Source organism: Pseudomonas sessilinigenes (assembly GCF_003850565.1).
Classification (GTDB): Bacteria; Pseudomonadota; Gammaproteobacteria; order Pseudomonadales; family Pseudomonadaceae; genus Aquipseudomonas; species Aquipseudomonas sessilinigenes.
Genome location: NZ_CP027706.1, coordinates 1849577 through 1867037, shown reverse-complemented (window position 1 = coordinate 1867037; position 17461 = coordinate 1849577). Strand labels below are relative to the sequence as shown.

16 protein-coding genes are annotated in these 17461 nt (G+C 59.0%); 2 read left to right on the top strand and 14 right to left on the bottom strand.

The annotated features are described in order from the left end of the window. Positions 1–3: 3 nt before the first annotated feature. Both C4K39_RS08825 and C4K39_RS08820 read right to left on the bottom strand, forming a co-directional pair. Positions 4–456 carry a PaaI family thioesterase gene (locus tag C4K39_RS08825; RefSeq protein ID WP_068587906.1) on the bottom strand — a complete coding sequence of 151 codons (453 nt, stop codon included), beginning with the start codon at positions 454–456 and terminating at the stop codon, positions 4–6. Further along, positions 453–929, bottom strand: a complete 477-nt coding sequence (locus tag C4K39_RS08820; RefSeq protein WP_068587908.1) for a PaaI family thioesterase — start codon at positions 927–929, stop codon at positions 453–455. The genes C4K39_RS08825 and C4K39_RS08820 overlap by 4 nt, the downstream gene beginning before the upstream one ends. A gap of 158 nt (positions 930–1087) precedes the next feature. Here C4K39_RS08820 and C4K39_RS08815 point away from each other — a divergent pair, with 158 nt between their 5' ends. Then, on the top strand, positions 1088–1339 hold the full coding sequence (locus C4K39_RS08815; protein ID WP_068587938.1) for a hypothetical protein: 252 nt from the start codon (positions 1088–1090) through the stop codon (positions 1337–1339). A 66-nt stretch (positions 1340–1405) separates the two neighbouring features. On the opposite strand, the gene C4K39_RS08810 is transcribed toward C4K39_RS08815, so the two are convergent. The 12 genes from C4K39_RS08810 to sdhC form a co-directional block, all read right to left on the bottom strand. Continuing rightward, complete coding sequence (locus C4K39_RS08810) at positions 1406–1807, bottom strand: MAPEG family protein (RefSeq protein ID WP_124346146.1); 402 nt, start codon at positions 1805–1807, stop codon at positions 1406–1408. After that, complete coding sequence (locus C4K39_RS08805) at positions 1804–2544, bottom strand: DUF599 domain-containing protein (RefSeq protein WP_124346145.1); 741 nt, start codon at positions 2542–2544, stop codon at positions 1804–1806. The genes C4K39_RS08810 and C4K39_RS08805 overlap by 4 nt, the downstream gene beginning before the upstream one ends. Before the next feature lie 166 nt (positions 2545–2710). Next, a complete protein-coding gene (gene brnQ, locus C4K39_RS08800) occupies positions 2711–4024 on the bottom strand; it encodes a branched-chain amino acid transport system II carrier protein (RefSeq protein WP_124346144.1) in 1314 nt (437 codons plus the stop codon). A gap of 351 nt (positions 4025–4375) precedes the next feature. Further along, a complete protein-coding gene (sucD, locus tag C4K39_RS08795) occupies positions 4376–5257 on the bottom strand; it encodes a succinate--CoA ligase subunit alpha (RefSeq protein WP_068587916.1) in 882 nt (293 codons plus the stop codon). Continuing rightward, positions 5257–6423: an ADP-forming succinate--CoA ligase subunit beta gene (gene sucC / locus C4K39_RS08790; protein WP_068587918.1), complete on the bottom strand. Its 1167-nt coding sequence runs from the start codon at positions 6421–6423 to the stop codon at positions 5257–5259. Before sucC ends, sucD begins: the two co-directional genes overlap by 1 nt. 227 nt (positions 6424–6650) lie before the next feature. Further along, complete coding sequence (gene lpdA / locus C4K39_RS08785) at positions 6651–8087, bottom strand: dihydrolipoyl dehydrogenase (protein WP_068587920.1); 1437 nt, start codon at positions 8085–8087, stop codon at positions 6651–6653. A 101-nt stretch (positions 8088–8188) separates the two neighbouring features. Further along, positions 8189–9406, bottom strand: a complete 1218-nt coding sequence (gene odhB / locus C4K39_RS08780; protein WP_124346143.1) for a 2-oxoglutarate dehydrogenase complex dihydrolipoyllysine-residue succinyltransferase — start codon at positions 9404–9406, stop codon at positions 8189–8191. Positions 9407–9448: 42 nt separating this feature from the next. Next, positions 9449–12280 (bottom strand): 2-oxoglutarate dehydrogenase E1 component, encoded by a 2832-nt coding sequence (locus C4K39_RS08775; RefSeq protein ID WP_068587923.1) that lies wholly within the window; start codon positions 12278–12280, stop codon positions 9449–9451. A 263-nt stretch (positions 12281–12543) separates the two neighbouring features. Next, positions 12544–13248, bottom strand: a complete 705-nt coding sequence (locus tag C4K39_RS08770; RefSeq protein WP_022643104.1) for a succinate dehydrogenase iron-sulfur subunit — start codon at positions 13246–13248, stop codon at positions 12544–12546. Positions 13249–13260: 12 nt separating this feature from the next. Beyond that, a complete protein-coding gene (gene sdhA / locus C4K39_RS08765; RefSeq protein WP_068587925.1) occupies positions 13261–15033 on the bottom strand; it encodes a succinate dehydrogenase flavoprotein subunit in 1773 nt (590 codons plus the stop codon). A gap of 3 nt (positions 15034–15036) precedes the next feature. Further along, on the bottom strand, positions 15037–15405 hold the full coding sequence (gene sdhD, locus C4K39_RS08760; protein WP_068587926.1) for a succinate dehydrogenase, hydrophobic membrane anchor protein: 369 nt from the start codon (positions 15403–15405) through the stop codon (positions 15037–15039). Further along, complete coding sequence (gene sdhC / locus C4K39_RS08755; protein ID WP_011060048.1) at positions 15399–15773, bottom strand: succinate dehydrogenase, cytochrome b556 subunit; 375 nt, start codon at positions 15771–15773, stop codon at positions 15399–15401. The genes sdhD and sdhC overlap by 7 nt, the downstream gene beginning before the upstream one ends. Before the next feature lie 363 nt (positions 15774–16136). On the opposite strand from sdhC, the gene gltA reads away from it, so the two are divergent. Continuing rightward, positions 16137–17426 carry a citrate synthase gene (gene gltA, locus C4K39_RS08750; protein ID WP_068587928.1) on the top strand — a complete coding sequence of 430 codons (1290 nt, stop codon included), beginning with the start codon at positions 16137–16139 and terminating at the stop codon, positions 17424–17426. Positions 17427–17461 lie beyond the last annotated feature (35 nt).

Below are 17461 nucleotides of genomic sequence, written 5' to 3'. Positions count from 1 at the left end.
ATTTCAAGGGCCGGGACTCTCCTGAATCTTGAAATGTGCCCGGGCAGTGGCAATCGGCTCATCAGCGGTACTCTGCCAGGCGGTGATGGCGACGTTGGCCACCCGCCGGCCTTGGCGACACACCTGGCAACGGGCAAAGGTGTCGCGAAAACGCCCGGCACTCAGGTAATCCAGGGAGAAGTCGATGATCTTCGGCACCTCGCACGCCCCCGTGAAGATCAACAGATGCAGGGATGCCGCCAGCTCCATGAAGCCGGCGATCACTCCTCCGTGGAGTGCTGGCAGCAATGGATTGCCGATGTTGTCCTTGTTGGCCGGCAGGCGAAACAGCAGCTCATCACCCTGTCGCGAGCACTCGATGCCGATCAGCCCTGCATAGGGAACCCTTTGCAGCAGCGGGGCGTACTCACCCTGTCGATGGGCCTGCTCCAGCAATGCCTTGAAATCCTCGCTCATGCCGAATCTCCTTTTGCCGTGCCGGAGGAAACCGGGGCACCCTTGAGCCCCTTGCCCAAACGCATGAAGGTGCCCACCACGTGGGCTACCGGGTGCGCCGGATCGTCCTGATAGGCAAAACCACGGGTAAAGATCACATCCTTGGTGACCCGATAACACTGGGCAAAACCATGCACATCCCGGTGAGGAATGGCTGGGTGCATATAATCTATGCGCAAGTCCAGCGTCGGACACACCTCGAACTCCGGCAGCACGCAGAGCGTGGCCATACCGCAGGCAGAGTCCATCAATGACGTCAGGGCCCCGCCATGAATGACACCGCTTTGCGAGTCGCCGACGATTTTTGGGCTGTAGGGCAAGGTCAGGGTAATCCCTTCCTCAGAGGCGTCATGAACGGTTATACCCAACACTTGGCAGTGGCGTAGCGCCAAGAGGAATCGCGTTGCACGCTCAAAAATCAGATTTTGCGCCATCACAGATATCTCTTGTTATTGTCAGAAATGTGCATTTAACAAAGCACGAAAAAGTTCCGTGACATCAATCCTTAATATATCTGTGGGGCCCAAGGAACTTAAAGCACAAGGCCATGATCGAAAGGCCAGTAGATATCTTCACTCAGGAGAAACACCCCATGCGTAAGACTTTAGCTATTGCCCTGATGCTGACCGCTTCCCTCGGTCTGGCTGCCTGCGACAAGAAATCCGAGGACAAAGCTCAAGATGCCAACCAACATGCTGAGCAAGCCCAACAGAAAATGAACGAAGCTCAGGATAAGGTGAACGACGCAGCCAAGGAAAACGCCGAAGCTGCCAAAGATCAGGCTGAATCCAACAAGGCTGCAGCCGAAGAAGCCGCTAAGGATGCCGCACCTAAAACCAACTAAATCGGTTTTAGCGCAACACACAATAAAGCCCGCCAAGTGCGGGCTTTATTTTTTCCGGCGTAACTTCTATGCCAACAACCAACGAAAAGTTGGACTAAGCATCAATAACAAAGAACATAACAGGCTCACCCCCCAGGCCAGGCTCCGCTGCCACGCCAGGTCGGCCAGATAACACCCCAGGTAAAGCACACGGGCAATCACGAAGATGATTGCCAGGGTATCGATCAGCCAACCCTGGGTCTGCGTGGTGTGCGCCATCAACACCCCCACGGCGAACAGGATGAAGGCTTCGAAACTGTTCTGGTGGGCCGCCAGGGCCCGGGCACCACGCCCGCTCAACCGGGCCTGCTGCAGGCGCGGCAGGTGGTTGTCGTAGCCACCCTGCTCCTTCATGGCCTTGGCCACTGGCATCCGCGCAATGAAGATCAACAACGCGCTGATAAACACGCACCAGAACGTAATGGTCATCCGTTGCTCTCCTTGTTCGCCTCGGGCAAGGGCGCCTCTGTAGGGGTATAGACCATGACGTCCAGGACGTCGGAATGAAATTCGCGACGATAGAGCACCAGCACTACCCCGCTACTCATCAACATGAACAACCAGGGACTGACGAACCAGGCCAGCATGCTCATGCCGAAGTAATACGAGCGCAAGCCGAAGTTGAACTGGTTGGCCGCCATGGAGATCACCCGCGCAGCACGGGCGGCAAAGGCCTTGCGCTCCTGCTCGGACACATGCCGCTCGCCGATCATCGGCGCCGAACCCACCAGCACCGCGGCGAAGTTGTACTGGCGCATGCACCAACTGAAGGTGAAGAAGGCATAGACGAACACCAGGGCCAGGCATAGCAACTTGATTTCCGACATGCCCTGGGAAGCCTGCTGGACCATGGGGATATCCGCCAACAGCGAGACCGCGCGTTCCGATGCACCCAGTACGGTGATGATGCCGGCCAGGATGATCAGGGTGCTGGAGGCGAAGAACGAAGCATTGCGCTCCAGGTTACCGATCACGCTGGCATCGGCAATACGGTTGTCCCGCAACAGCATGCGGCGCATCCAGTCTTCGCGATACAGGTGCAGGACACTGGCCAGGCAAGGCGTGTCGCGGCCTTTCCAGGTGGCATAGCGGGTATAGCCGCCCCAGCAGACGATGAACCATAGAGCGGCCAATAGGTGGATCTGGTTGGCTTGGATGAACGACATGCAAATTCCTGTGGGCATTGGCGAAAGCTGGGAGCACTGTTTCGACGCCTCACCGGGGAAAAAGACACCGTGCAAGGCCCATAAAAAATGCCCCGTATCGATGGATACGGGGCATTTTAATCAGCGCTGGCCGACCGCTCGTGACGGCCGGCGAACACAGGTCAAATCAAGCCAGGGCTTCGCTGGGCTTGCCCAACAGGCGATCGCAGACCACGGCCAGCGCCAGGATGATCACCGAAGGCACCAGCCAGGCCAGGCCCTGCTCGCTCAACGGCAGGTGGGACAGTTGGCTAGGAATGAGATCGGCAAACGCGGTGCCCTTGATTGCATCGATCAGGCCGAAGATGAACGAGACCAGCATCACCGGGCCGACGATGCGGCGTTGATCCTGCCAGAAGTCCTTGCAGAAGCTCAGGGCCACCAGAACGATGCATGGCGGATAGATAGCGGTCAGCACCGGGATCGAGAACGCGATCAGCTTGGTCAGGCCCAGGTTCGACACCACCAGCGAGAAGCCCGCGAGGATCACTACCAGGGTCTTGTAGGACAGCGGCAGGACCCGGCTGAAGTACTCGGCACAGGCGCAAGTCAGGCCTACGGCGGTCACCAGGCACGCCAGGGAGATCAGTACCGCGAGGAAACCACTGCCCAGGGAGCCGAAGGTGTGCTGCACATAGGCATGCAACACGGCCGCACCGTTGGTCGCACCAACAGCTACTTCGTGGCTACCGGAGCCCAGGCGGAACAGGCTGACGTAGACCAGTGCCAGGCCGACACCGGCCACCAGGCCGGCGATCACCGCGTAACGGGTGATCAACCGCGGTGACTCGACGCCACGGGAGCGGATCGCGTTGACGATGACGATACCGAACACCAGGGCACCCAGGGTGTCCATAGTCAGGTAGCCATTGATGAAGCCTTGGGAGAACGGCGCCGCCACGTATTCCGGAGTGGCCTGGCCGATATCACCGGCTGGCAAGGCGAATGCCGCGATCCCCAGGACCGCCAGGGCGATGATCTTCAGTGGCGCCAGGAAGCGACCAACGGTGTCCAGCAGACGGCCCGGGTACAAGGAGATGAAAAACACCAACAGGAAGTAGACCGTGCTATAGAGCGCCAGCGCCAGCGGGCTTTCGCCAGTCAGCGGCGCCAGGCCCACTTCGAAGGATACGGTGGCCGTGCGCGGAGTGGCGAACAACGGGCCCACTGCCAGGTAGCTCACTGCAGCCAACAGGCCGCCGGCGACCTTGCCGATGGGGCTGCTCAGGGAATCCATGGCGCCGCCGACCTTGGCCAGGGCGACCACGGTGATCACCGGCAGGCCGACTGCGGTGATCAGAAAACCCAACGCCGCCATCCAGACATGGGGTCCGGACTGCAAGCCGACGATAGGCGGGAAGATAATGTTGCCTGCTCCAACGAACAGGGCAAAAGTCATAAAGCCGAGCGCCAGAATGTCCTGGCCTTTCAACACTTTCATTAAGGAAATACCACACTACTGAATCGGAATTTAGAGAGGGATTTCCCTTATGGGTGAGGGAAATGCTGTCAGTCCGTATAAGACTGACCCGTTTAGCGTGCCGCGGCCTTGTGGGTCGCAGACACATCAAAGAGGCGGCTAGCGTAACGAATCTGTAAGACGAACGCATCGGCGTGGGGTAAATTTTCTGATATGCGACATCGCAATGTCGCTTTTTTGAAACTATATTTCCGCGGGTATTAATCCCCTTTCCCTCTTTGCCCCGTCCCAGACCCTTTTCAGGAACTCGGAACGCACAAAGGCCACCCGAAGGTGGCCTTTGTCAGCAGAGCTACAAGTTAAGCGCGAGGCTTACTTGACCGCCCAGCCAGTCAGCTCGGCCAGGGCCTTGCCGATGTCTGCCAGCGAACGCACGGTTTTCACGCCTGCGTCTTGCAGAGCAGCGAATTTCTCGTCTGCAGTGCCTTTGCCGCCGGAGATGATTGCACCTGCGTGGCCCATGCGCTTGCCCGGAGGAGCAGTCACACCAGCGATGTAGGAAACAACCGGCTTGGTCACGTGAGCCTTGATGTAGGCAGCCGCTTCTTCTTCAGCCGAACCGCCGATCTCACCGATCATCACGATCGCTTCGGTCTTCGGGTCTTCCTGGAACAGCTTCAGGATGTCGATGAAGTTGGAGCCTGGGATCGGGTCACCACCGATGCCGACGCAGGTGGACTGGCCGAAACCGGCGTCAGTGGTCTGCTTGACGGCTTCATAGGTCAGGGTGCCAGAACGGGAAACGATACCGACCTTGCCTGGCAAGTGAATGTGACCTGGCATGATGCCGATCTTGCATTCGCCCGGAGTGATCACGCCTGGGCAGTTAGGGCCGATCAGGGTCACGCCCAGCTCGTCGCACTTAACTTTAGCGTCCAGCATGTCCAGGGTAGGAATGCCTTCGGTGATGCAGACGATCAGCTTGATGCCGCCGAAGGCTGCTTCCAGGATCGAGTCCTTGCAGAAAGGAGCTGGAACGTAGATGACGCTGGCGGTGGCGCCAGTGGCGGCTACAGCATCTTTCACGGTGTTGAACACTGGCAGGCCCAGGTGCTCGGTACCGCCTTTGCCCGGAGTTACGCCACCCACCATCTGGGTGCCGTATTCGATGGCTTGCTGGGTGTGGAAGCTACCCTGCGAACCGGTGATACCTTGGCAGATAACCTTGGTGTCTTTATTGATCAGGACGCTCATTATTTGCCCTCCGCAGCTTTGACAACTTGTTGAGCAGCGTCGGTCAGGCTGGTAGCAGCGATGATGTTCAAGCCGCTTTCTGCCAGTACTTTAGCGCCCAGTTCAGCGTTGTTGCCTTCAAGGCGAACAACAACCGGGATTTTCACGCCGACTTCTTTCACGGCGCCGATGATGCCTTCGGCAATCATGTCGCAGCGAACGATGCCGCCGAAGATGTTGACCAGTACTGCTGCGACGTTGGCGTCGGACAGGATGATCTTGAAGGCTTCGGTCACGCGCTCTTTGGTAGCACCACCACCTACGTCGAGGAAGTTGGCTGGCTTACCGCCGTGCAGGTTGACGATGTCCATGGTACCCATGGCCAGACCAGCACCGTTGACCATGCAACCGATGTTGCCGTCCAGGGCCACGTAGTTCAGTTCGAACTTGGCAGCGTGGGCTTCGCGTGGATCGTCCTGGGACGGATCGTGGAAGGTCTTCAGCTTAGGCTGACGGTACATGGCGTTGGCGTCGATGTTGATCTTCGCGTCCAGGCAGTGCAGATCGCCGTCGGCCTTGATGACAAGTGGGTTCACTTCCAGCAGAGCCAGGTCGTGATCCTGGAACAGTTTGGCCAGACCTACGAAGATCTTGGCGAACTGGGCAACTTGCTTGCCTTCCAGACCCAGTTGGAATGCCAGCTCGCGACCCTGGAATGGCTGAGCGCCGACCAGTGGATCGATAGTGGCCTTGAGAATTTTTTCTGGAGTGTCGTGAGCGATTTTCTCGATGTCCACGCCACCTTCGGTGGAAGCCATGAACACGATGCGACGGCTCGAACGGTCAACGACAGCGCCCAGGTACAGCTCTTTAGCGATATCAGTGCACGATTCAACCAGGATTTTGGTGACAGGCTGGCCATTGGCGTCAGTCTGATAAGTCACCAGACGCTTGCCCAGCCACTGCTGTGCGAATGCCTTAGCGTCTTCTTTGCTGCGAACCAGCTTGACGCCGCCCGCTTTACCGCGACCACCGGCGTGAACCTGGGCTTTGACAACCCACTCGGAGCCGCCAATCTTGTCGCAAGCTTCTGCTGCTTCTTCCGGGGTGTCTACCGCGTAGCCTTTGGATACTGGCAGGCCGTACTCAGCGAACAGCTGCTTACCCTGATACTCGTGAAGATTCATGCTTTTTACCGTCTTCGTTAGGTACTGCGCATTCGGCGCTGCACTCCAGGAGTGCCGCACCACCTGTGACCGCTACTCTCAAACCAGCGCCACACCTGGGTTCCGGAGCCTGGGCCCCGGTCCAGTGTGTGGCGCTACCCTGAGAGGTCGAGTCCAGCGGATATTCCGCGGTGAGTCTTGCGCACAAGGCTCACGACGGGCCAACCGCCGTGGTTTCTTATTATTGCTTAGCGTTTCTTGCGGTTGGCAATGTGGATGGCGCCGCCATTCACAGCCAGGGCTGCTTCGTGCAGGGCTTCGGACAGGGTCGGATGGGAGAAAACCATCATGCCCAGGTCTTCGGCGCTGGTGCCGAATTCCATGCCGATCGCACCTTGTTGAACCAGTTCCGCAGCGCTTGGGCCAATCACGTGGACGCCCAATACGCGATCTGTCTTGGCATCGGCGATGACCTTGACGAAACCGCCGGTATCGTTGGCTGCCATGGCACGGCCGCTGGCAGCGAACGGGAAGGTGCCGACGTTAACTTCTACGCCTTCAGCTTTCAAGGCCTGCTCGGTTTTACCAACCCATGCAATTTCCGGGTGAGTATAGATAACCGAAGGGATCAGGTCATAGTTCATCTGAGCCTTGTGGCCCTTGATGCGCTCGACAACCATGATGCCCTCTTCCGAGGCCTTGTGAGCCAGCATCATGCCGCGAACCACGTCACCAATGGCGTAGACGCCTGGGACGGTGGTGGCGCAATGATCGTCAACGTGCACGAAGCCGCGCTCGTCCAGGGTCACGCCGCAGTCGGCAGCCAACAGATCGGTGGTCACAGGACGGCGACCAACGGCTACGATCAGCTTGTCGAAGGTGATGGTCTGCTCACCGCTGGCATCGGTGTAGGTCACTACGACTTCTTCACCGTTGACCTTGGAGCCGGTCACGCGAGCACCCAGCTTGATATCCAGGCCCTGCTTGGTCAGGGTTTTCAGCGCTTCCTTGGAAACAGCGGTATCGGCTGCCATCAGGAAGGTATCCAGCGCTTCCAGCACGGTCACTTGTGCGCCCAGGCGCGACCATACCGAACCCAGTTCCAGGCCGATGACGCCGGCGCCGATCACACCCAGGCGCTTTGGCACTGCCTGGAATTCCAGGGCGCCAGTGGAGTCCACGATCACGTTCTGGTCAACCGGGGCTGGTGGGATGTCGATTGGACGCGAACCTGGAGCCAGGATCACGTTTTCGGCTTCGATCACTTCCACCGAACCGTCAGGCTTGGTGACTTCGACTTTCTTGCCAGCCAGCAGCTTGCCGTGGCCCTGGATCGAAGTGACGCCGTTGGCCTTGAACAGGGTGGCAACACCGCTGGTCAGGCCTTTGACGATGTTGGCCTTGCGACCGACCATGGCCGGTACGTCCATGCTCACGCCGGAGTGGCTGATGCCGTGGATGGCAAAGCCATCTTGCGCCTCGTGGAACTTCCAGGAACTGTCCAGCAGTGCCTTGGAAGGAATGCAACCGACGTTCAGGCAAGTACCGCCGAGGGCCAGCTTGCCCTCCTTGTCGGTGTACTTCTCGATGCAGGCAGTCGTCAGGCCAAGCTGTGCGGCCTTGATTGCAGCTACATAGCCGCCAGGGCCCGCGCCAATCACTACCACGTCGAATTTCTGAGTCATAAAAGGTTCCTTTTAGCGGCAAGCTAGAAGCCGCAAGCCGCAAGTTCCAAACGTCCCGCCCGAAGGCACGAAGTTCGTCGCTTGCAGCCTGCAGCTGCTTTTTAGATGTCCAGGAGCAGACGCGCTGGATCTTCCAGCAGGTTCTTGATGGTCACCAGGAACGTCACGGCTTCTTTACCGTCGATCAGGCGGTGGTCATAGGACAGCGCCAGGTACATCATCGGACGGATGACAACTTGGCCGTTGACCGCCATAGGACGCTGCAGAATGTTGTGCATGCCCAGGATGGCCGCTTGTGGCGGGTTGACGATCGGGGTGGACATCATCGAACCGAAGGTACCACCGTTAGTGATGGTGAAAGTACCGCCAGTCATCTCTTCCATCGACAGCTTGCCATCACGAGCCTTCTTGCCGAAGGTGGCGATGCCGCTTTCGATTTCAGCCAGGCTCATCAGCTCGGCGTTACGCAGAACCGGAACCACCAGGCCGCGATCGCTGGAAACGGCAACGCCGATGTCCGCGTAGCCGTGGTAGACGATGTCGGAACCGTCGATCGAAGCGTTGACCGCTGGGAAGCGCTTCAGGGCTTCGGTGGCAGCCTTGACGAAGAACGACATGAAGCCCAGGCGCACGCCGTTGTGGGACTTCTCGAACAGATCCTTGTACTTCGAACGCAGGGCCATGACTTCGGTCATGTCGACTTCGTTGAAGGTAGTCAGCATCGCCATGTTCGACTGGGCTTCGACCAGACGCTCGGCAACCTTGGCCCGCAGGCGGGTCATCGGTACGCGCTTCTCGACGCGATCGCCAGCAGCGAAAACCGGAGCAGCAGCGGCTGGAGCCGGAGCCTTGGCCGGCGCAGCGGCTGGAGCGGCCTTCTTGGCAGCAACAGCGGCCACTACGTCTTCCTTGGTCACACGACCGCCTTTGCCAGTACCGGCAACGGAAGCGATGTTGATGCCGTTTTCTTCAGCCAGCTTGCGCGCGGCTGGAGCAGCGATCGGGTCGTCTTCGCCTTCAGCGGAAGCTGGGGCAGCAGCGGCAGCCGGAGCGGCAGCAGCTGGAGCGGCGGCAGCGGCGCCGCCTTCAACGATGGAGCCCAGGACTTCGTCGGACAGAACGGTGTCGCCTTCGTTCTTGACGATAGCGCCCAGCACGCCGTCGGCGGTGGCCAGCACTTCCAGAACGACCTTGTCGGTCTCGATGTCGACGATCAGCTCGTCACGCTTGACGGCGTCGCCCGGTTGCTTGTGCCAGGTGGCAACGGTGCCATCGGCAACCGATTCCGGGAAAGTGGGGGCTTTGATCTCGATAGCCATTGTCTGTGGTTCCTTAAATTCGGTTTCAGGTGCGCGAAGGCGTTAAACGGTAAACGCGTCTTGCAGCAGTTTTTCCTGCTGCTCGGCGTGCATCGATGCGTAACCACATGCTGGGGCAGCAGAAGCCTCACGGCCCGCGTACTCGAGTACGAGAGACTTGTTGAGGTTGCTGATGCTGCGACGCAGGTGGTGCTGGCTGCAGTACCAGGCGCCCTGGTTCATTGGCTCTTCCTGGCACCAGACCGCCGCTTTGGCGTTGGTGTAAGGAGCCAGGACTTCTTTCAAGTCGTCCTCAGGGAATGGGTACAGCTGCTCGATACGCACGATGGCGATATCTTCGCGGCCTTCGGCACGGCGTTTTTCCAGCAGGTCGTAGTAGACCTTGCCGCTGCACAGAACCACGCGCTCGACCTTTTTCGGGTCCAGTGCATCGACTTCCGGGATCACGGTCTGGAACGAACCTTCGGCCAGATCTTCCAGGGTCGAGATGGCAAGCTTGTGGCGCAGCAGCGACTTCGGCGTCAGTACTACCAGCGGCTTGCGCAGCGGGCGGATCACCTGACGGCGCAGCAAGTGGTAGATCTGTGCCGGGGTGGTCGGCATGCACACCTGAATGTTGTGCTCGGCGCACAGCTGCAGGTAACGCTCAAGACGCGCCGAGCTGTGCTCAGGGCCCTGGCCTTCGTAGCCGTGCGGCAGCAGCATGGTCAGGCCGCACAGGCGACCCCACTTGTGCTCGCCGCTGGTGATGAACTGGTCGATCACGACCTGTGCACCGTTGGCGAAGTCGCCGAACTGGGCTTCCCAGATCACCAGCGCATTGGGCGTGGTGGTCGAGTAACCGTATTCGAACGCCAGCACAGCCTCTTCCGACAGGAACGAGTCGTACAGGTCGAAGCGCGGCTGACCGTCGTACAGATGCTTCAGCGGAATGTAGGTGCCGGCATCTTTCTGGTTGTGCAGAACAGCGTGACGGTGCGAGAACGTACCGCGGCCGATGTCCTGGCCAGTCATGCGGATCGGGTGACCTTCGAACGCCAGGGTCGCGTACGCCATGGTTTCGGCGTAACCCCAGTTGATCGGCAGGCCGCCGGCTTGCATCTTCTGACGGTCTTCGTAGATCTTCGCGACCTGGCGCTGAACCACGAAGCCTTCCGGAATTTCCAGCAGCTTGGCGGACAGTTCCTGCAGGGTCTTCAGGTCGAAGCGAGTGTCGTGACGCGCAGTCCAGGCGTGGCCCAGATACGGACGCCAGTCCACGAACAGCTCTTTGTTCGGTTCCTTGACCAGCGACTTCACCACGTGCAGACCGTTGTCCAGCGCATTGCGGTATTCGTCGACCTTCGCCTGGACGCGCTCTGCATCGAGCACACCGCCCTGGGTCAGGCGATCAGCGTACAGCTCGCGAGTGGTGCGCTGCTTGGTGATCTGCTGGTACATCAGCGGCTGGGTGCCACTTGGCTCGTCCGCCTCGTTGTGGCCGCGACGGCGGTAGCAGACCAGGTCGATGACCACATCACGCTTGAACTGCATGCGATAGTCGATGGCCAGTTGGGTCACGAACAGGACCGCTTCCGGATCATCGCCATTCACATGGAGGATCGGCGCCTGGATCATCTTCGCAACGTCGGTGGCGTACTCGGTGGAACGCGAGTCCAGCGGATTGCTGATGGTGAAGCCAACCTGGTTGTTGACCACGATGTGCACAGTACCGCCGGTCTTGAAACCGCGAGTCTGCGACATCTGGAAGGTTTCCATGACCACGCCCTGACCGGCGAACGCCGCGTCACCGTGGATGGAGATCGGCAGGACTTTCTCGCCGGTTGGGTCGTTGCGACGGTCCTGGCGGGCGCGCACGGAACCCTCGACCACTGGAGAAACGATTTCCAGGTGGGACGGGTTGAATGCCATCGCCAGGTGAACTTCGCCACCGGAGGTCATCACGTTGGACGAGAAGCCCTGGTGATACTTCACGTCGCCGGAGCCCAGCTCAACCTTCTTCTTGCCTTCGAACTCGTCGAACAGTTCGCGCGGGTTCTTGCCGAAGGTGTTGACCAGCACGTTCAAGCGACCACGGTGGGCCATGCCGATCACGACTTCCTTGGTGCCATAGGAGCCGGAGCGCTGGATCAGCTCGTCGAGCATCGGAATCAGGCTTTCGCCACCTTCCAGGCCGAAACGCTTGGTGCCTGGGTACTTGGTGCCCAGGTACTTCTCCAGGCCTTCTGCCGCGGTGACACGCTCGAGCAGATGGCTCTTGATGTCGGCAGAATAGGTTGGACGGCCGCGTACGCTTTCCAGACGTTGCTGGAACCAGTGGCGCTGCTCGGAATCGGTGATGTGCGTGAATTCAGCGCCGATGGTGCGGCAATATGTCTGCTGCAACGCTTCGTGAATTTCGCGTAGGCTCGCTTCCTCTTTGCCGATGAACAGGTCGCCGGCACGGAAGGTCGTATCAAGATCGGCATTGGTCAAGCCATAATGATTGATCGACAGGTCTGCAGGTGCAGGACGCTGCCACAGTCCCAGCGGGTCCAGCTGGGATGCCTGGTGGCCACGCATCCGATAGGCCTGGATCAATCGCAGCACTTCAACTTGCTTCTTCTCGTGCTCACTGCTCACGCTACCGGCGGAAACCGGTTGGGCGCGGCGCTGGTTCTTTGCCAGCAAGACGAAATGATCGCGGATCGTCGAGTGCGAAACATCGATGGCAGTGTTGCCGTCGGCAGGCAACTTATCAAAGTAAGTGCGCCACTCTTCTGGCACAGCGTTAGGGTCGTGCAGGTAGAGCTCGTAGAGCTCTTCCACATAGGCAGCGTTACTACCGGATAGGTAGGCGCTGTTCCACATGCGCTGCATCACGCTTTCTTGCATGCTTGGTCACCCTCGGTTAGGGGAACACCACCGGCGACGACACCGAGCAAGCTTGCAGAAGTCCGAATGCAGCGACCAAAACAAGCCACTTAGGATCACGCTGATAGTCCGGGTACCAGCCCGGATGCCCCTGCTTGTCTCATTTCTTCAAAAATATAGAGCAGCCACTTTGTAAGCTACTGCTCAGGTTAGAGCCATGACGCGGGTTGAAGCCCGCGCCCTGGCTTTTACGGTACAGCGGTCCTACAGGTACAACAGCTGAATCACACGCCGCTTTGCAGAAGCATGTTACGAATGTGACCGATGGCCTTAGTCGGGTTCAGGCCTTTCGGACAAACGTTGACGCAGTTCATGATGCCCCGGCAGCGGAATACGCTGAACGGGTCATCCAGCGAAGCCAGACGCTCTGAAGTCTTGGTGTCGCGGCTGTCTGCCAGGAAGCGATAGGCTTGCAGCAGAGCGGCTGGACCCAGGAACTTGTCGGGGTTCCACCAGAAGGATGGGCAAGAGGTCGAGCAGCAAGCGCACAGGATGCACTCGTACAGACCATCGAGCTTCTCACGCTCTTCCGGCGACTGCAGACGCTCGATGGCCGGGGCCGGAGTATCGTTCTGCAGGAATGGCTTCACCTTCTCGTATTGCTTGTAGAAGATGCTCATATCGACGACCAGGTCACGGATAACCGGCAGACCTGGCAGAGGACGAATCACCAGCTTGTTCTTCTTGACCACGGCGGACAGCGGCGTGATGCACGCCAGGCCGTTCTTGCCGTTGATGTTCATGCCGTCGGAACCGCAAACGCCTTCACGGCAGGAGCGACGGTAGGAGAACCCCTCGTCCTGCTCTTTGATCAGGGCCAGCACGTCCAGCACCATCAAGTCCTTGCCACCGGTGTCGACCTGGAAAACCTGGGTTTTCGGAGCCGAGTCGGTGTCAGGGTTGTAACGATAAACTTCAACTTGCAACATATCGATCACCCTTTAGTAAGTCCGGACTTTTGGTTCGAAAGTCGGAACAGTCTTCGGCGAGAAGTTGACCGCACGCTTGGCAACGCGCTTCTCACCCGGGAAGTACAGGGTGTGGCACAGCCAGTTTTCGTCGTCACGGTCTTCAAAGTCTTCACGGGCGTGAGCGCCGCGGGACTCTTTGCGCACTTCGGCAGCGATGGCAGTGGCTTCGGCCACTTCCAGCAGGTTCTGCAGCTCAAGTGCTTCGATACGCGCAGTGTTGAAAGCTTGAGACTTGTCGTTGATCTTGACGTTGGCGATGCGTTCGCGCAGATCGGCCAATTGGGCAATACCCTTCTGCATGTATTCGCCGGTACGGAATACACCGAAGTAGTTCTGCATGCAGCTCTGCAGCTCGCGACGCAGGGTAGCGACGTCTTCGCCGGTGGTGCGCTCGTTGAGCTTGGCCAGGCGGTTCAGTGCAACGTCCACATCGGTATCGCTGGCATCGCGGTATTCGATACCGTCGGTCAGCGCTTTTTCCAGGTGCAGGCCAGCCGCACGACCGAATACCACCAGGTCGAGCAGCGAGTTGCCGCCCAGGCGGTTGGCACCGTGTACCGATACGCAAGCCACTTCACCCACTGCGAACAGGCCAGGGATGATGGTGTCTTCGCCAGCGGCGTTCTGAGTGATGGCCTGGCCATGGATGTTGGTGGCAACGCCGCCCATCATGTAGTGGCAGGTAGGAACGACCGGCACCGGAGCGACGACAGGGTCGACGTGGGCGAAGGTCTTGGACAGCTCGCAGATACCAGGCAGGCGGCTGTGCAGCACTTCCTCGCCCAGGTGATCCAGCTTGAGCATCACATGGTCGCCATTAGGGCCACAGCCGTTGCCAGCGATGATTTCCTTGACCATGGAACGCGCCACTACGTCGCGGCCCGCCAGGTCTTTGGCGTTAGGAGCATAACGCTCCATGAAACGCTCGCCGTGCTTGTTGATCAGGTAACCACCTTCACCACGGCAACCTTCGGTTACCAGTACACCGGCGCCGGCGATGCCGGTCGGGTGGAACTGCCACATCTCGATGTCTTGCACCGGAACGCCAGCACGCAGGGCCATGCCCACGCCGTCGCCGGTGTTGATCAGGGCGTTGGTGGTGGAGGCGTAGATACGGCCCGCACCGCCGGTGGCCAGAACGGTGGCCTTGGACTTGATGTACAGGGTCTCGCCGGTTTCGATGCAGATCGCGATCACACCAACGAATGCGCCGTCCTGGTTCTTCACCAGGTCAACTGCGTAGTACTCGTTGAGGAAAGTGGTACCGGCTTTCAGGTTGCCCTGATACAGGGTGTGCAGCAGTGCGTGACCGGTACGGTCGGAAGCAGCGCAGGTACGGGCAGCCTGGCCACCCTTGCCGTAGTCCTTGGACTGACCGCCGAAAGGACGCTGGTAGATACGACCGGTTTCGGTGCGGGAGAACGGCAGGCCCATGTGATCCAGCTCGAAGACCGCAGCCGGACCTTCCTGACACATGTACTCGATAGCGTCCTGGTCGCCGATGTAGTCGGAACCCTTGACGGTATCGTACATGTGCCAGCGCCAGTCATCGTTCGGATCCGCCGAGGCGATCGCGCAGGTGATGCCACCCTGGGCAGATACAGTGTGCGAACGAGTCGGGAAAACCTTGGTGATCACCGCGGTTTTATGGCCGCCCTGGGCCAGCTGCAGCGCAGCACGCATGCCAGCGCCGCCGCCGCCAATGATGATGGCGTCGAAAGAAATGGTTGGAATGTTAGCCATGAATCAGATACCCCAGAGAATCTGCACACCCCAGACGAAGTAAGCGAACATTGCGACGCCGCATACTGCCTGGAAAAGGAAACGTACTGCTGTCGCCGACTTGCCCAGCGCCATATGCGTCAGGTAGTCAGTCGAGATAGTCCACATGCCGACCCAGGCGTGAGCGCCCAGGGCCACCATGGCCAGCAGACTGAAGATACGCATCCAGTTGTTTGCGAACAGGCCATGCCACTGGGTGTAGTCAATGCCCGGATTCGCTACGAGGTATCCGATCAGGAAAATGAAATAAGCCGCGAGAACGACCGCAGACACACGCTGCGCCATCCAGTCATAAAGGCCTGAACGCGACAGGTTCGTAACGCTGGTTACCATATCCAAACTCCCGCCAGAACGATTACCACCACGGATACGGCGATAACGATTTTCGAGCCCAGCTTGCCGCCTTCCAGCGTCTCACCGATGCCCATGTCCATAATCAGATGGCGTACACCCGCCACCAGGTGGTACAGCAAGGCGGACAGGAGGCCCCATGCAACGAATTTGGCCAGCGGACTGGTCAAGCACGCCTTCACCTCGGCATAACCTTCCTCGGAGCCCAGGGACTTGCTCAATGCGTACAGCATGATGCCGATGCCCAGGAAGAGAATGATGCCGGAAACACGGTGGAGAAACGACGTAACGCCGGTAATGGGGAGTTTGATGGTCCTTAGGTCTAGGTTTACAGGTCGTTGGCTATTCACGGCTTTTTTTCACACTGAAGAGCCCCTAACAATCAGGGCAAAGTTGTTGGGGAGTGCACTGGTCAGGTAACCACCACCCAGGGAGTGCGACCCCCATCAAAACGGGCCCAGAAGCCCATGGCGGTCGGTGGCCGAGTATAGACAGTTAGGCTACTAATGACAACGCAAACACCTTCCCCTAATAGCTGATTGCGTTACCTTCATAAAAGGCGTAAATGGCAGTGAATTTCGCTAAAAAATCCCTCCCAAAGCCTTCTGGGACAAGACTTTAGGCAAATTGACATTCGGATTTATCTCACTATAGTGGTGCGGGCCCTGCGTGGGGGGTCTGTCTGATGATTTCAAGCATAAATAGGAGGCCACATGGCTGACAAAAAAGCGCAGTTGATCATCGAGGGCGCAGCCCCCGTCGAGCTGCCCATTTTAACCGGCACCGTTGGTCCCGATGTAATCGATGTTCGGGGCCTGACGGCCACGGGCCGCTTCACTTTTGACCCGGGTTTCATGTCGACCGCCTCCTGCGAGTCGAAGATCACCTACATCGACGGCGACCAGGGTATCCTGCTGCATCGCGGCTACCCGATCGAACAACTGGCTGAAAAGTCGGACTACCTGGAAACCTGCTACCTGCTGCTCAACGGCGAACTGCCGAATGCCGAGCAGAAGGCCCAGTTCGTCAGCACCGTGAAGAACCACACCATGGTTCACGAGCAGCTGAAGAGCTTCTTCAACGGTTTCCGTCGTGATGCCCACCCGATGGCGGTCATGTGCGGCGTAGTCGGTGCACTCTCGGCGTTCTACCACGACTCCCTGGACATCAATAACCCGCAGCACCGCGAGATTTCCGCCGTGCGCCTGGTTGCCAAGATGCCGACCCTGGCAGCGATGGTCTACAAGTACTCCATGGGCCAGCCGATGATGTACCCGCGCAACGACCTGTCGTACGCGGAAAACTTCCTGCACATGATGTTCAACACCCCGTGCGAGATCAAACCGATCAGCCCGGTACTGGCCAAGGCAATGGACCGGATCTTCATCCTCCACGCCGACCACGAGCAGAACGCCTCCACCTCCACCGTACGCCTGGCAGGCTCTTCGGGCGCCAACCCGTTCGCCTGTATCGCTGCCGGCATCGCAGCACTCTGGGGCCCGGCTCACGGCGGCGCCAACGAAGCCGTGCTGACCATGCTCGATGAAATCGGCGATGTCTCGAACATCGACAAGTTCATCGCCAAGGCCAAGGACAAGAACGACCCGTTCAAGCTCATGGGCTTCGGTCACCGCGTGTACAAGAACCGCGACCCTCGCGCCACCGTGATGAAGCAGACCTGCGACGAAGTACTCAAGGAACTGGGCATCAACAACGATCCACAACTCCAACTGGCCATGCGCCTGGAAGAGATCGCCCTGACCGACCCGTACTTCATCGAACGCTCGCTGTACCCGAACGTCGACTTCTATTCGGGGATCATCCTCAAGGCCATCGGCATTCCAACCAGCATGTTCACCGTGATCTTCGCCCTGGCGCGTACCGTCGGCTGGATCTCGCACTGGAAAGAAATGCTCTCCAGCCCCTACAAGATCGGCCGTCCTCGCCAGCTGTACACCGGCTACGAGTCGCGCGACATCACCAAGCTGGAAGACCGCAAGTAAGACCGGCCTTGCACTACCGTTCTTAGCTCCATCGA

Excerpts from the sequence above, each read along its gene's own strand:
- brnQ (WP_124346144.1), bottom strand. The coding sequence starts at position 4,024 with ATGAAAGTGTTGAAAGGCCAGGACATTCTGGCGCTCGGCTTTATGACT.
- C4K39_RS08825 (WP_068587906.1), bottom strand. The coding sequence starts at position 456 with ATGAGCGAGGATTTCAAGGCATTGCTGGAGCAGGCCCATCGACAGGGT.
- C4K39_RS08805 (WP_124346145.1), bottom strand. The coding sequence starts at position 2,544 with ATGTCGTTCATCCAAGCCAACCAGATCCACCTATTGGCCGCTCTATGG.
- C4K39_RS08810 (WP_124346146.1), bottom strand. The coding sequence starts at position 1,807 with ATGACCATTACGTTCTGGTGCGTGTTTATCAGCGCGTTGTTGATCTTC.
- C4K39_RS08820 (WP_068587908.1), bottom strand. The coding sequence starts at position 929 with ATGGCGCAAAATCTGATTTTTGAGCGTGCAACGCGATTCCTCTTGGCG.
- C4K39_RS08770 (WP_022643104.1), bottom strand. The coding sequence starts at position 13,248 with ATGTTGCAAGTTGAAGTTTATCGTTACAACCCTGACACCGACTCGGCT.
- sdhD (WP_068587926.1), bottom strand. The coding sequence starts at position 15,405 with ATGGTAACCAGCGTTACGAACCTGTCGCGTTCAGGCCTTTATGACTGG.
- lpdA (WP_068587920.1), bottom strand. The coding sequence starts at position 8,087 with ATGACTCAGAAATTCGACGTGGTAGTGATTGGCGCGGGCCCTGGCGGC.
- sdhA (WP_068587925.1), bottom strand. The coding sequence starts at position 15,033 with ATGGCTAACATTCCAACCATTTCTTTCGACGCCATCATCATTGGCGGC.
- gltA (WP_068587928.1), top strand. The coding sequence starts at position 16,137 with ATGGCTGACAAAAAAGCGCAGTTGATCATCGAGGGCGCAGCCCCCGTC.
- sucC (WP_068587918.1), bottom strand. The coding sequence starts at position 6,423 with ATGAATCTTCACGAGTATCAGGGTAAGCAGCTGTTCGCTGAGTACGGC.
- C4K39_RS08815 (WP_068587938.1), top strand. The coding sequence starts at position 1,088 with ATGCGTAAGACTTTAGCTATTGCCCTGATGCTGACCGCTTCCCTCGGT.
- odhB (WP_124346143.1), bottom strand. The coding sequence starts at position 9,406 with ATGGCTATCGAGATCAAAGCCCCCACTTTCCCGGAATCGGTTGCCGAT.
- C4K39_RS08775 (WP_068587923.1), bottom strand. The coding sequence starts at position 12,280 with ATGCAAGAAAGCGTGATGCAGCGCATGTGGAACAGCGCCTACCTATCC.
- sucD (WP_068587916.1), bottom strand. The coding sequence starts at position 5,257 with ATGAGCGTCCTGATCAATAAAGACACCAAGGTTATCTGCCAAGGTATC.